General features: G+C 58.5%; 13 protein-coding genes. 7 read left to right on the forward strand and 6 right to left on the reverse strand.

Features of this window, described 5'->3' with window-relative positions; translation table 11 throughout:
* Positions 1 to 594, reverse strand: a 594-nt coding sequence (locus tag CER19_RS08395) for an SDR family oxidoreductase (protein ID WP_116666072.1), incomplete at its 3' end; no start/stop codon positions are given.
* A gap of 101 nt (positions 595 to 695) precedes the next feature.
* On the opposite strand from CER19_RS08395, the gene CER19_RS08400 reads away from it, so the two are divergent.
* From CER19_RS08400 to rarD, 3 genes are all read left to right on the forward strand, one after another.
* Positions 696 to 1,598, forward strand: coding sequence for a LysR family transcriptional regulator (locus CER19_RS08400; RefSeq protein ID WP_116666073.1), 903 nt, complete (start codon positions 696 to 698; stop codon positions 1,596 to 1,598).
* Between the two features lie 80 nt (positions 1,599 to 1,678).
* Positions 1,679 to 2,689 (forward strand): aldo/keto reductase, encoded by a 1,011-nt coding sequence (locus CER19_RS08405; protein WP_116666074.1) that lies wholly within the window; start codon positions 1,679 to 1,681, stop codon positions 2,687 to 2,689.
* Positions 2,690 to 2,725: 36 nt separating this feature from the next.
* Complete coding sequence (gene rarD / locus CER19_RS08410; protein ID WP_116666075.1) at positions 2,726 to 3,607, forward strand: EamA family transporter RarD; 882 nt, start codon at positions 2,726 to 2,728, stop codon at positions 3,605 to 3,607.
* 58 nt (positions 3,608 to 3,665) lie between these two features.
* Here rarD and CER19_RS08415 read toward each other — a convergent pair whose 3' ends face one another.
* The 3 genes from CER19_RS08415 to CER19_RS08425 form a co-directional block, all read right to left on the reverse strand.
* Complete coding sequence (locus tag CER19_RS08415) at positions 3,666 to 4,895, reverse strand: dermonecrotic toxin domain-containing protein (RefSeq protein WP_371921539.1); 1,230 nt, start codon at positions 4,893 to 4,895, stop codon at positions 3,666 to 3,668.
* 167 nt (positions 4,896 to 5,062) lie between these two features.
* On the reverse strand, positions 5,063 to 6,139 hold the full coding sequence (hppD, locus tag CER19_RS08420) for a 4-hydroxyphenylpyruvate dioxygenase (protein WP_014718504.1): 1,077 nt from the start codon (positions 6,137 to 6,139) through the stop codon (positions 5,063 to 5,065).
* Positions 6,140 to 6,385: 246 nt separating this feature from the next.
* A complete protein-coding gene (locus CER19_RS08425; protein WP_116666076.1) occupies positions 6,386 to 7,309 on the reverse strand; it encodes a DMT family transporter in 924 nt (307 codons plus the stop codon).
* A 77-nt stretch (positions 7,310 to 7,386) separates the two neighbouring features.
* Here CER19_RS08425 and CER19_RS08430 point away from each other — a divergent pair, with 77 nt between their 5' ends.
* The 3 genes from CER19_RS08430 to CER19_RS08440 all read left to right on the forward strand — a co-directional run bounded on the left by CER19_RS08430 (position 7,387) and on the right by CER19_RS08440 (position 10,573).
* Positions 7,387 to 8,265, forward strand: coding sequence for a LysR family transcriptional regulator (locus tag CER19_RS08430; RefSeq protein ID WP_116666077.1), 879 nt, complete (start codon positions 7,387 to 7,389; stop codon positions 8,263 to 8,265).
* Positions 8,266 to 8,468: 203 nt separating this feature from the next.
* Complete coding sequence (locus CER19_RS08435; protein WP_116666078.1) at positions 8,469 to 10,013, forward strand: EAL domain-containing protein; 1,545 nt, start codon at positions 8,469 to 8,471, stop codon at positions 10,011 to 10,013.
* Between the two features lie 194 nt (positions 10,014 to 10,207).
* A complete protein-coding gene (locus CER19_RS08440) occupies positions 10,208 to 10,573 on the forward strand; it encodes a histone-like nucleoid-structuring protein, MvaT/MvaU family (protein WP_003191298.1) in 366 nt (121 codons plus the stop codon).
* A gap of 111 nt (positions 10,574 to 10,684) precedes the next feature.
* On the opposite strand, the gene CER19_RS08445 is transcribed toward CER19_RS08440, so the two are convergent.
* The gene (locus CER19_RS08445; RefSeq protein WP_116666130.1) at positions 10,685 to 11,221 is read right to left on the reverse strand and encodes a DUF4946 domain-containing protein; all 537 of its coding nucleotides are present in this window, start codon (positions 11,219 to 11,221) and stop codon (positions 10,685 to 10,687) included.
* 179 nt (positions 11,222 to 11,400) lie between these two features.
* On the opposite strand from CER19_RS08445, the gene gloA reads away from it, so the two are divergent.
* A complete protein-coding gene (gene gloA / locus CER19_RS08450; protein WP_003191301.1) occupies positions 11,401 to 11,922 on the forward strand; it encodes a lactoylglutathione lyase in 522 nt (173 codons plus the stop codon).
* 107 nt (positions 11,923 to 12,029) lie between these two features.
* Here the strand turns inward: gloA and ahpF are convergent, their stop codons facing one another.
* Positions 12,030 to 13,595 carry an alkyl hydroperoxide reductase subunit F gene (gene ahpF, locus CER19_RS08455; protein WP_116666079.1) on the reverse strand — a complete coding sequence of 522 codons (1,566 nt, stop codon included), beginning with the start codon at positions 13,593 to 13,595 and terminating at the stop codon, positions 12,030 to 12,032.
* Positions 13,596 to 13,648: the final 53 nt, after the last annotated feature.

Below are 13,648 nucleotides of genomic sequence, written 5' to 3' on the forward strand. Positions count from 1 at the left end.
CGGCAAGCCCCCTCCCGCCTTGGCAAGCATCGCCAAGCGTTGCTCTTCTCCAAGCCCTGCATAAGCCGGTGTATCAATTACCCCTGGGCTGATCACATTGACCCGACGCGGCGCCAGTTCCTTGGCCAATTGTTTGCCCAATGCCTCGGTCGCAGCGTTAATGCCGGTCTTGATGAACTGCCCAGCCGCCAGTTTACGCCCCAGTTGGCCGGAGGTCAGACTGATGCTGCCCTGTTCATGCAGAAAGGGCAGCGCGTGTTGAATGGCGCGTAGCGCGCCCCAGAGCTTCACATCGAAGTTGTCCTGGGCTTCATCCAGATCTGTTTCACTCAACGGCTTGGCCCGCACCGAAGGCCCCGAGGTGTAGACCAGATGGTCAAAGCGCCCTACGGTTTCGAACAGCCGCTGCAACGAGGCGCTGTCGGTGACGTCCACCGGTTCGTTGCGCAGCCCATTGTCGAAACTTGAGGCCAAGCGGCGCCCGGCCACGATCACGTGCGCGCCTCGCGCCAAGGCTGCCTGGGCCACTGCCGCACCGATACCGCTGCTGCCGCCAATAACGATGACGGTTTTGCCGGTCAGAGAAGAGGTCATGAGAAAGCTACCTGAGTAAGAAAGTGAGCGTTCATCTTCCCAGTTTGGTAATCGATGAAAAATCCGGGTAAAACGACAAGATCTTTAAAGGATTTTTATCAATGAGTTCAATTCTCGACCTTGAAGTCTTCGTGCGCAGCGCCGACACCGGTAGCCTGACGGCCGCCGCCCGTGGCCTGGGCATTACCCCAGCAGCGGCCAGTATTGCCCTCAAGCGCCTTGAAACCCGGCTCGGCATCCGCCTGCTTGCCCGCTCCACCCGCAGTATGCGTCTGACCGAAGAAGGCCGGCGTTATCTGGACAGCGTGCGGGTAGCGCTGGAAGCCCTGTCCGAAGGCGAACACGCCATCAAGCAACAAGGCCAAAGCCTCAGTGGTTTGTTGCAATTGTCCGCGCCCTCGGACTTTGGCCGCAATGTGCTGCTGGGCTGGTTGGATGAGTTCAAGCTGGAACACCCCACTATCCGCCTGCAACTGTTGCTCAACGACAGCAATGCCGATTTGTTTCGCGACACCGTCGACATCGCCTTGCGCTTTGGCGTGCCCAGGGATTCAAGCCTGGTGGCCCTGCCGGTGGTGCCAGGCCACCAACGCATTGCCTGCGCCAGCCCCGATTACCTGGCGCGTCATGGCACCCCGCGTATGCCCCAAGACTTGGCGCACCACAGTACGCTGCGGTATATGCGCCGGGGCCAGGCCAATAGCACCTGGTATTTCCGCCAGGCGGCCTTGCTCCAGGAGGTTGAAGTGAGCGGTGACTATCTCAGCGACGATGGCGAGATTGTCCGCCGCTGGGCGTTGGCGGGGCATGGCATTGCCTATAAAGCTAACCTGGACGTGGCCCGCGATATCCAGGCCGGGCGGCTGGTGCCCCTGCTGCCCGACTGGCAAGGCGAACCCACGCCGTTCAACCTGATGTGCCCCCACCGCCTGCAAGTGTCAGAACGCGTGAAAGTGCTGCATCGTTTTTTACAGGCCCGCTGCGAGACTTTGCTACGCGCATGAAGAAATGCGCTCAGGGCTTGTTCCAGAGCGCTCGGGTCTGGTATTGCATGACTCACGTTTACCTGCCATGGGAGCTTTGCATGATTTATCGCACATTGGGCCAGTCCGGGTTAAAGGTCAGCGCTCTGACCCTCGGCACCATGATGTTTGGCGAACAGACCAGCACCGAAGATTCGCTGCGCATCATCGACAAGGCCTGGGACCAGGGCGTCAACTTCATCGATACAGCTGACGTGTATACCGGCGGGCGCTCCGAGGAGATCGTCGGCGAGGCGATTGCACGCAACCGCCAGGATTGGGTGGTGGCCTCCAAGGTCGGCTTCGGTCCTGCCGATGGCGTGCCCAACCGCAGCGGTTTGAGCCGCAAGCGTATGTTCAACGCGCTGGACGCCAGCCTGGCACGCCTGGACACGGACTACCTGGACATCTACTACCTGCACCGCGAAGACCACGACACGCCGTTGGAGGTGACCGTTTCCGCCATCGGTGACCTGATCCGCCAGGGCAAGATCCGTTATTGGGGCCTGTCCAATTACCGGGGGTGGCGTATCGCTGAAGTGATCCGCTTGGCTGAGCGCCTGGGCGTGGATAAACCCATCATCAGCCAGCCGCTGTACAACATCGTCAACCGTCAGGCCGAGGTCGAGCAGATCACCGCTGCAGCGGCCTACGGCCTGGGTGTGGTGCCTTACAGTCCGCTGGCCCGAGGGGTCCTCAGCGGCAAGTACGCACCGGACGTCACGCCCGAGCCCGGCAGCCGTGCCGCGCGCCAGGACAAGCGCATCCTGGAAACCGAGTGGCGGGTTGAATCACTGCGCATTGCCCAGCAGATCCAGCAATACACTCAAGGGCGTGGCGTGGGGATCGTCGAGTTCGCAATCGCCTGGGTGCTGAACAATGCGGCGGTGAGCTCGGCGATTGTCGGCCCGCGAACCGAGGCGCAGTGGGACGCCTACACCGGAGCGCTGGCGGTGAAGATCAGCGCTGAGGACGAGGCGTTCATTGATTCGTTGGTTACGCCAGGGCATTCGTCCTCGCCGGGGTTCAACGATGTCGGGCATTTTGTATCCGGTCGATTGGCACGCCTGTAGACTACCCGCGCAATAATTGGCTTTCGCGAGGACAGCGTGTCTAAAGGTGTTGTGTTATCGGTCTTGGCCTCGGTGCTGTTTGCCGTGATGTATTACTTCACATCACTGCTTACACCCCTGAGTGGCCTGGAGATTTTCGGCTGGCGCATGTTGCTCACCGTGCCCTGCATGACGATGTTCATGCTCGTCAGCGGCGAGTGGCGCAGGGTCTGGGAACTGCTGCGCATGCTGGCGGCCAAGCCACGGCTGGTCGGCGGTGTACTGGTGTCGTCGGCCTTGCTCGGCGTGCAGCTGTGGTTGTTCATGTGGGCGCCGCTCAATGGGCGCAGCCTGGACGTGTCCGTGGGGTATTTCCTGCTGCCGTTGACCATGGTGCTCACCGGGCGCCTGGTCTACGGCGAGCGCCTGTCACGGCTGCAACAGATTGCCGTGGTGTTCGCCGCGCTGGGCGTGTTGAACGAGCTGTATCAGGCCGGTGGTTTTTCCTGGGCAACACTGGTGGTGATCATCGGCTACCCGGTGTACTTCGTGGTGCGTAAATACCTGACCACTGATCATCTGGGAGGGCTGTGGCTGGATATGGCGTTGATGCTGCCGGTGGCTTGGTGGTTTGTACAAAGCGGCGAACAAGGCTTTGCCGTACTGGATGGGCAACCAAAGCTCTATGCATTGATTCCTATGCTGGGCCTTATCAGTGCCTCGGCGCTGGTGAGTTACATCATTGCCAGTCGCTTGTTGGCGTTCAGCCTGTTCGGGCTGCTGAGCTATGTGGAGCCGGTATTGCTGCTGGGAGTGGCGCTGCTGTTGGGCGAAGGGATCGAGGGCGGACAGTGGCTGACCTATATTCCGATCTGGCTGGCGGTGATGGTGCTGGTGTATGAGGGGTTCAAGCATTTGGTGCGTCAGCGCCGGGCTTGATGGGAGGCTGAGCGTGGATGTCGGTAGTGGGGGCGTCCGTACCCCTCTGTCGATTGAGTCAGGTCCTGACTTCGGTTGTCGGCACTTCAGGTGTGCCGGCAACTTGTTCAATGACGTTGGCGGTATTTTCCAACCTCTCTCGCCACTTACCGTAATAGGGGATGTTGTTTTGAGCTTGGTTGCCTGCGCTTTCCAGCTTGGCATCCATCTCTTGCTGATCGACACCAAACAGCTTGCCGATACGATTGTCGCGGTTCAATTCAAGCAACGTTCCTTTGACGGGGTCTTTCACGATGGTTTCGATGGAGTGGGCTATGTCTTCAGGAACACCCAGCGCTTTCAACGCGGTGGCGAGGCCATGCCCAGGACTTCTGAGTTGCTTCAGGAATTCGTCGTAAAGACCGTTTAGATTATTGGCACCCACATTGTCCAAGGAAACACTGGCTATTTTTTTGCGGAACTCATTGAACGTCATGGGTTCAAGCGGTTTGTTTTCATTCAACCCATTTTGAACGAAATAAAATCTGCGCTCCTTGGCGTCCTTTTTTTGGCCGCCGCCGTGCAAGTTTCCATAAGCGTCGTAGCTATAGACGATGGCTTCTCCATCTGGCCGATATCCGACATAAAACGCCTTGCCATCGGGTTCCAGTTTATAAAGCTGCGTTCGCACCAGCCCGTCGACCGGAGCGGGTGGGATCGAAGCGTCCTTGTTTAAACGCTCGAAGATATCCCCCTTCTCATAACCAAAACTCCCCACCACTGCATTGATATCGCCATCAGCGAACATGCCAAATTTCTGGTTGACCCGCGCCTCCTGCTTGGGCGCTTGATCATTGGCAAAATGCTTCGTAAATCGCTTGCGCTCAGTCGGGTCATTGGCCACTTCTTTGAGCCAGGCCGTCATCTGCTCTGCATTCTGGAACTCGTGAAACGAGGTCACGTCGTCTTCCGGCATATACAGGACTAAGTTGGGCCCATCCTCTGTAGGCGGCACCCGCTTGATCACCATCATGTCGTTGGACTGAACGCCATCAACGGCAAATGTCGAGACCTGCACCCCGGGCGCTCCCGGTTTATTGGGTGACACCACTGCTTTCGTCAGCTGATATCCCTCGGCGCTGAGTGTGTTGCCCAAATACTCGGTTTCACCGTCATCGAGAAACTTTTTACGCGCCTGATCGACTGGGTCTGCATTAGCGGCTGAACGAACATTGCGCACAGGCCCTGCCTGCTCCGTTGATATAGCCGGGCTGATCGGGCGTTGAAGGGTAGGAGAATTCACATTCATAAAAGGGCCTCTTGATAGTGGACACGCAGGAATTGTCTGCGCCCTACCCTCTGAGTGATATCTCAAGAAACATCTGTTCCCAATAAACCGCAGGTCATTTGCAATACGATGCATCAGGCACAAAAAAGCCCGGTAAAAAACCGGGCTTTTTTGCTTTAGCCTGTCGATCAATCTGCGGTCAGTACACCACGACGCACCTGGTCGCGCTCGATCGACTCGAACAGCGCCTTGAAGTTGCCCTCGCCAAACCCATCGTCGCCTTTACGCTGGATGAATTCGAAGAACACCGGGCCCATCAGGGTTTCCGAGAAAATCTGCAGCAGCAGGCGCTTGTCACCGGCAACCGACGAGCCGTCCAACAGGATGCCGCGCGATTGCAACTGGTCCACTGGCTCGCCGTGGTTCGGCAGGCGGCCTTCGAGCATTTCGTAGTAAGTGTCTGGCGGCGCGGTCATGAAGCGCATGCCGATCTTCTTCAGTGCGTCCCAGGTCTTGATCAGGTCGTCGGTGAGGAACGCTACGTGCTGGATCCCCTCGCCGTTGAACTGCATCAGGAACTCTTCGATCTGCCCGGCGCCCTTGGACGACTCTTCGTTCAACGGGATCCGGATCTGGCCGTCCGGCGCGCTCATGGCCTTGGAGGTCAGGCCGGTGTACTCGCCCTTGATATCGAAGTAACGCGCTTCACGGAAGTTGAACAGCTTCTCGTAGAAGTTGGCCCAATAGATCATGCGCCCGCGATAGACGTTGTGGGTCAGGTGGTCGATGACCTTCAGGCCAGCGCCTACCGGATGGCGGTCAACGCCTTCAAGGTAGACGAAGTCGATGTCGTAGATCGAGTTGCCTTCGCCGAAACGGTCGATCAGGTACAACGGCGAACCGCCAATGCCTTTGATCGCCGGCAGGTTCAATTCCATCGGGCCGGTGTCGATATGGATCGGCTGGGCGCCCAGTTCCAGGGCGCGTTTATAAGCCTGCTGCGAGTCCTTGACGCGAAACGCCATGCCGCACACCGATGGGCCGTGCTCGGCCGCGAAATACGAGGCCAGGCTATCGGGTTCGTTGTTGAGGATCAGGTTGATCTCGCCCTGGCGATACAGGTGCACGTTCTTGGAACGGTGGGTGGCCACTTTGGTGAAGCCCATGATCTCGAAGATCGGCTCCAGGGTGCCCGGGGTCGGCGAGGCGAATTCGATGAATTCAAAGCCCATCAGGCCCATTGGGTTTGCATGTTGGTCGGTCATGTTCGGTGCCTCATCATTCTTGTAGGTAGCAATGGTTTAGTTGCGAGCAAGGATGAGGCTGGAGGGTGGCGCACAAGAAAGGCCTCGCACGCTGCGGGCGAGGAAGTCACCAAAGATGAGGGGGGAGCCAAGTAGCTTCATGGTGTCATCAGTCTCTGACGGCCGAGGCTTGCGTGAGCGCAAGTCCATATTCTTGTATGCGTAAACTGATTCTACACAGCGTAACCGGGTTTGTCCGTAGTCTTATCAAATCCCCATTACCCTGCCCTGCGCAAGGGGTTTGTTACACAGGTAGATGCCCAGCAGGATGACCGCGCCCCCCACCCACATCGCCATCGTCAGCGGTTCGTCCAGCAGCACCGCGCCGCAAATAACCGCCGTCAATGGGTTGAGCGCGATGAATACCCCGGAGCGTGTGGCGCCTATGCGACGAATGCCATCGTAATAGCCGATATACGCCAGCGCCGAACCCATCACGCCCAGGTACATCAGGCTGAGCAGTTGCGGCAGATCAATAGCGTGCAGCCCTGCCATGGTGACTCTGGGTGAAACCAGCGCCGTAACGCTTAGCATCAGCGTGCCCAGCAGCACCGACCAGGTCACGGTCTGCAACGGACCCAGGCTCTGATTGAGCCCACGGGAGAACAGCGTGTATACGCCCCACCCGGCTACGCAGCCGAGGATCAGCAGGTCACCGGCCCAGGACATGGTCGCGCCCTGCAATGCCTGGGGGTTGCGACTGATGATGACGGTCGCCGCGCCTGCCAGGCACAACGCGATACCGATACATTTGATGCGGCCCAGGCGCTCCTTGAACAACCACCAGGACGCCAGGCCGATCACCGCCGGGTTCAACGCGACAATCAACGAGGCGCGTGACGCATTGGTGTACTGCAGCCCATAAAAGAAGCACAGGTTGTAAAAGAAAATCCCGAAGAACCCCAACACCGCCAATTGGCCCCATTGGCGCGTGCTGGGGCGTACCAGGGCCGTGCGCGAAACGGCCATGAACAGCAGCAATGCAGCGCTGGCCAACATGAAACGCAGAGTGGCGGCCAGCAGCGGGTGGACCTGATCGGCCAGGTAGCGCCCTGCGACAAAGGTGCCGCCCCAGATCATGGTGACAGCGGCAAGCTTCAGATAAGTGCGGCCATCGGCGAATTGACGCATAAGGCGGTGCTCAGGTGGGGAAGGAATGGGCGTATTCTTTGGCTAATTATTCCTCATCGTAAAATGAGCCTTTACTCATGACCCTGACCCAGCTGGAAATCTTTTCTCTGGTGGCCGAACTGCAAGGTTTTACCAGTGCGGCGCATCGCCTGGGTATCAGCCAGTCGGCGGTGTCCCACGCGATCAAGGCCTTGGAGCAGGAACTGGGGGTGGAGTTGTTTCGGCGCCATCAGACGGCGGTGGAACTGAGCGAGATCGGCGCACAATTGCTGGGACGCGCCCGGGCCATGCTGGGGCTGGCCAACACCTTGCAGCAGGAAGCGGCGGATGCACGCGGCATGAAGCGTGGCACGCTGCGTATCGGCTCGTTCGGGCCGACGGCGTCGGTTCGGTTGTTACCGCCTATCCTCAGCCGCTTTCGCCAGGTTTATCCGGGTATTGAAGTGCATGTGGATGAAGGGCCTGATCGCCAGGTCATTCAGTGGCTGGATGAACGCCGGGTGGATATCGGTTTTGTGGTGCTGGAACAGGAACGCTTCGATACGGTCGCGTTGCTGGAAGATCAACTGGTGGCGCTGCTACCGGTCGGGCACCGGTTGGCCGCCAGTGAGGCCGTGACCCTGCAAGCCCTCTGCGATGAACCCTTTATCCTGACTGAAGCCGGTTCGTCGGAGCTGGTGATGCGCTTGTTCAGTCAAGCCCGATTGCAGCCCAAAGTACGGTACCGCTGTGCGCAGTTGCTCAGTACGCTGGAGGCGGTCAGTCGGGGCGATGGTTTGAGCGTGGTTGCGCAGGCTTCCTTGCCGGAACATAGCGACTGGCGCTATGTGGCGTTGCCATTGGCGCCGCGGGTCCCGCGCCGGATCGGACTGGCGGTGCTGGATCGACGACAGTCTTCCCCGGCTACCCTGGCATTCATCGAGCTGGCGCAAGGGCTGTACCCCTCGCCCACTTAGTTACCTGCCTATGCGCAGCGTTGGCGACACCCTCCACAATCTGTACTTCAACGAACTTTGCGGGTTCGGGCGGGGGCGGTGCCGGACCCCCGCCAAAACTGACCGAACGGCTAGGTCAACCCGCTTGAAACAAGTGAGCAGGCCTGCGTAATGCCATCTATCATCGGCTTATCTCACTCTTTTTCTCGCGACTGACTGCCCCTATGCCCCTGACTGTCAAAGGCCCACGAAGCCGAGCCGCACGCTATTTCATCAGTGCAACCAGCGGCGTGTTGCCCATCTTGTTGGGGGTTGTGATTCTGTACTGGCAAGCCGAGCGCACCCTTGAGCAAAGCACGGCGCAAACCGCTCAAGAAGCGGTGCGCCAGTTCGACCTGATGCTCGACAATACCGCCATCGCTGCCCAGGCTTTGCTGCCGCTGGCGGGTAAACCTTGTGACAGCAGCGCCAAGTTGGCGCTACGTGAACAAGTCACGCGCCGGCCGTTTGTGCGGGCCACGACGCTGTCCTGGCAGAAAAACATCTATTGCAGCTCGTTGTTTGGCGGTCGCTACCAATCGCCCGTCAACCCGGACGACTATGTGGATGGGCGCCTGTGGTTGATGAAAGGCAACCCCGTTACACCCGATACCGCCCTGCTGGTGTACCGCCTGGTGGAAGGCGATCAAGGCGCGTTTGCTTCGGTTGACGGTTACCACCTCACCAACGCCCTGCGCTTGATCAGCCGTTACGCGTACTTGGTATTGCAAGTCGGCCCGAACTGGCTGGGTGCCGACGGCAAGGTGCATCAAGGCGCGTTGCCGGTATTTGCCGTGGCACCACAACGCCTGGCTTCCGAGCGCTATCGGTACAGTGTCGAGGCCGGGATGCCTGAGGGTGAAGTCTGGCGCTACATGCAGGCGCGGTATCCGGCGCTGTTCAGCCTGGTGGTGTTTTTTGGGATATTGGCGGGGCTGCTCGCTCACTGGCTGCAAAAACGCTCGTCCGCGCCGACCCACGAGTTACAACGCGCCTTGGGAGCCAACGAGTTCATCCCGTATTTCCAACCGGTGGTACGGGGTGACACACGCCAATGGGCCGGCTGTGAGGTCCTGATGCGCTGGAGGCATCCCAAAGAAGGCCTGGTGCGACCGGACCTGTTTATTCCCCTGGCCGAAGACTCTGGCCTGATCGTGCCGATGACCCGGGCCCTGCTGCGCCAGACCGCCGCGCAACTGGCGCCCCATGCGGCACGCTTCAGCCCCGGCTTTCATATCGGCGTGAACATCACTGCATGCCATTGCCAGGACATGGCGCTGGTGCAGGACTGCCAGGAATTCCTGGCCGCCTTCCCACCCGGCCAGGTCACCCTGGTGCTGGAGCTGACCGAGCGGGAGTTGATCGAACCCACCGAGACCACCCGCCGCCTGTTCGAGGCCCTGCATCAACTGGGCGTCATGATCGCCATCGATGACTTCGGCACCGGCCACTCCAGCTTGGGCTATTTGCGCAATTTCAATGTCGACTACTTGAAGATCGATCAAAGCTTTGTCGCCATGATCGGTGCGGATGCGCTGTCGCGGCATATTCTCGACAGCATCATAGAGTTGTCGGTCAAGCTGGATCTAGGCATTGTTGCCGAAGGCGTAGAAACAGCCCAACAGTGTGAATACCTCGTTGCTCAAGGCGTGGAGTTCCTACAGGGTTACCTGTTTGGCCGACCATTGCCCTGCGATGAATTCATTAAATCGTTGGGGATCGTTGAATAGCCTTGCGCGACCTACGATGAAAGATTGGTCTTTCTTTAGAAGACATGATTTACTCGGGATGAATTAACTACTACAATTTTTTCTGCCTGTGCAGAACTCGCAGAAGGGTCTTTTTCGTTGACGTGGTTTAACGTTCTTGGCTTATAGCTTTGTCTGCAGTTGATATCAGCAACTACATTATTGGAGTACAGATTTTGTCCAGACTCGCCGAATTTCGCGCAGCAGAAAAAGCCCTTCAAGAACAGCTTGCACAGCTGGAATCCTTGAAGAATGACGCTGGCTTGAAGAAAGAAATCGAATTCGAAGAAAAGCTCAAGACGCTGATGGGCAAATACGACAAAAGCCTGCGCGACGTGATCGCTATCCTCGACCCAGCGCCACGTAAAGGCGGCGCACCGGCCGCCGCCGCCCCAAAACAGCGCCGCGCACGGGTGGTCAAGGTTTACCACAACCCGCACACCGGCGAGCTGATCGAGACCAAAGGTGGCAACCACCGCGGCCTTAAAGCCTGGAAAGAAGAGTACGGCGCTGCCACTGTAGACTCCTGGCTTCGCGGCTGAAACATGTACTAAAAAATAGCCCCGCATACGCGGGGCTTTTTTTGCTCTAACGGTTCGGAATCGAACTTAACTCAGCGTTCATGTTGTTCAAATTCGCTCAGCTTGTGCGGGTCAAAGTTTCAGACTGTTACGCACCAAACTGACTTCCTCCTTGCTCGCCTCGTACGCTTGCGCCTGGCCGGCGTATGAAAAAACATAGGCTTTGTCGACATCCAGCGCACCGACTAATGTTTGCGACAATACGTGTCGACCGTTTTCGGTAATCACGCAGGTAGTTTCCAACGCGTCAAGCCGACTCAATGTCGTGGGGTGCATTTTGCTACACACGCTTTGATAACCGCCACGGGCAAAGTCTTTCTGGATCGACTTGCGCATCTCCAGCAACACCCCGGGAAGATTAACTTTATGGCCGGTTTCAATCGGCGTCCCGGTCAACTCCATGACCATCAACGTGGCGCCATTTTCATCATTCTTGATCGCTCGTTGCCGGGACACTGCTTGGGGTTTGGCAGGTGGCTCGCCGTCAGGCACGACTTCTTCGACCTGCCAACCGCTGGGCCAATGGACCTCCGGCTCGGCGGCCAGCACAAACGGGCTGCCCAACAACACGCACACAGCACTCAACAGCGGCCTACGAAACTCGATCATTGCAAAAAACACCCAAGGTTCCAGCCGCAAAGTGTGCGGCCCTGCACGCGCTGACCGCAAGGGTTGGGCGCGCTTTTTCTTTTGGCGCAGCCGGTGCGCCTTGCGTATCATGGCCCGCCTGCATGGAGGCAGGCCGCAAGCCAATGGACCGCTCATCTCACATTTTTTCTGGAGGGCCCATGAGCCTGCACGAATTGAACACCTTCCCGGGCGTCACTGCCCAACCCGACAACGCTACGGCGAACTTCGTGTTCAACCACACCATGTTGCGGGTCAAGGACATCACCAAGTCGCTGGACTTCTATACGCGCATCCTGGGTTTTTCCCTGGTCGAGAAACGTGACTTCCCGGAAGCCGAATTCAGCCTGTACTTCCTGGCCCTGGTGGACAAGGCCCAGATCCCGGCCGACGCCGCCGAGCGTACCCAATGGATGAAATCGATTCCTGGCATCCTCGAACTGACCCACAACCACGGCACCGAAAACGATGCCGACTTTGCCTACCACAACGGTAACACTGACCCGCGCGGCTTTGGCCATATCTGCATCTCGGTGCCGGACATTGTGGCGGCGTGCGAACGTTTCGAAGCCCTGGGTTGCGACTTCCAGAAGCGCCTGACGGATGGCCGCATGAAGAGCCTCGCGTTCATCAAGGACCCGGATGCTTATTGGGTTGAGATCATCCAGCCGGCGCCGATGTAATAAGCACTGCGTGACGCGCAGCGTCACCGGATGCATTCCCACGCGGAGCGTGGGAACGAGAAAAACCCCATGATCGCTCATGGGGTTTTTCATTTGCAGCCCAGGATTTACGCCGGAGCGGAGGTGCGGATCAGGTGATCGAACGCGCTCAACGAAGCCTTGGCGCCCTCGCCTACTGCAATCACGATCTGCTTGTACGGCACGGTGGTTACGTCACCGGCGGCGAACACGCCAGGCAGTGAAGTCTCGCCACGGGCATCAACAATGATCTCGCCCCGCGGCGACAGCTCTACGGTGCCTTTGAGCCAGTCGGTGTTGGGCAGCAAGCCAATCTGCACAAAAATGCCTTCCAGGTCGATGATCTTGAACTCACCACTGTCGCGGTCCTTATAGGCAAGGCCGGTGACTTTCTGGCCATCGCCTTTGACTTCACTGGTCAATGCACTGGTAATCACATCCACGTTCGGCAGGCTGTAGAGCTTGCGTTGCAACACGGCGTCGGCGCGCAGCTTGCTGTCGAACTCAAGCAAGGTGACATGGCTGACGATGCCGGCCAGGTCAATGGCCGCTTCCACGCCGGAGTTTCCGCCGCCGATCACCGCCACACGCTTGCCCTTGAACAACGGGCCATCGCAATGCGGGCAGAAGCATACGCCGCGGGCTTTGTATTCCTGCTCACCAGGCACACCCATCTCTCTCCAGCGGGCGCCTGTGGCCAGGATCACCGTCTTGGACTTGAGGGTCGCACCGCTTTCAAAGCGAATTTCGTGCAGCTCACCGGCATTTTTCGCCGGTACCAGGCGGCTGGCGCGTTGCAGGTTCATGATGTCCACATCGTACTGACGCACATGGGCTTCCAGTGCGCTGGCCAGTTTCGGTCCTTCGGTTTCTTGTACCGAGATAAAATTCTCGATGGACATGGTGTCCAGCACCTGGCCACCAAAGCGTTCAGCCGCCACACCGGTACGAATACCTTTACGTGCCGCGTAGATGGCGGCCGAGGACCCGGCCGGGCCACCGCCAACCACCAGGACGTCGAAGGCCTCTTTGGCGCTGATTTTCTCCGCGGCTTTCTCGATACCGCTGGTGTCGAGCTTGGCGAGGATCTCTTCGAGGCCCATGCGGCCCTGGCCAAAGTTGACCCCGTTCAAGTACACGCTCGGGACCGCCATGATCTGGCGCTCATCGACTTCGGCCTGGAACAGCGCGCCATCAATCGCAACGTGGCGAATGTTGGGGTTCAGTACAGCCATCAGGTTCAGCGCCTGGACCACATCCGGGCAGTTCTGGCACGACAGCGAGAAGTAAGTCTCGAAGCTGAACTCGCCTTTGAGGGCCCGGATTTGTTCAATTACCTCGACACTGGCTTTCGACGGGTGGCCACCGACTTGCAGCAGGGCCAGCACCAGCGAAGTGAATTCATGGCCCATAGGGATGCCGGCGAAACGTAGGTTGATCTCGGCACCCGGGCGGTTGATGGAGAACGATGGCTTGCGCGCATCATTGCCATCAGTGTTCAGGGTAATCAGCGCTGAGAGGCTGGTTACGTCCTGCAAGAGAGCGAGCATTTCCTGGGATTTCGCACCGTCGTCGAGGGAAGCGACGATCTCGATCGGCTGGGTGACCCGTTCCAGGTATGACTTCAACTGAGCTTTAAGATTGGCATCCAACATACGGGCGATTTCCTGTTCATTCGGTTTATTGCAGACAAAAAAACGCCCGAGCG

It is taken from the genome of Pseudomonas sp. GL93 (assembly GCF_003408955.1).
In the GTDB taxonomy this organism is placed as follows: domain Bacteria; phylum Pseudomonadota; class Gammaproteobacteria; order Pseudomonadales; family Pseudomonadaceae; genus Aquipseudomonas; species Aquipseudomonas paracarnis.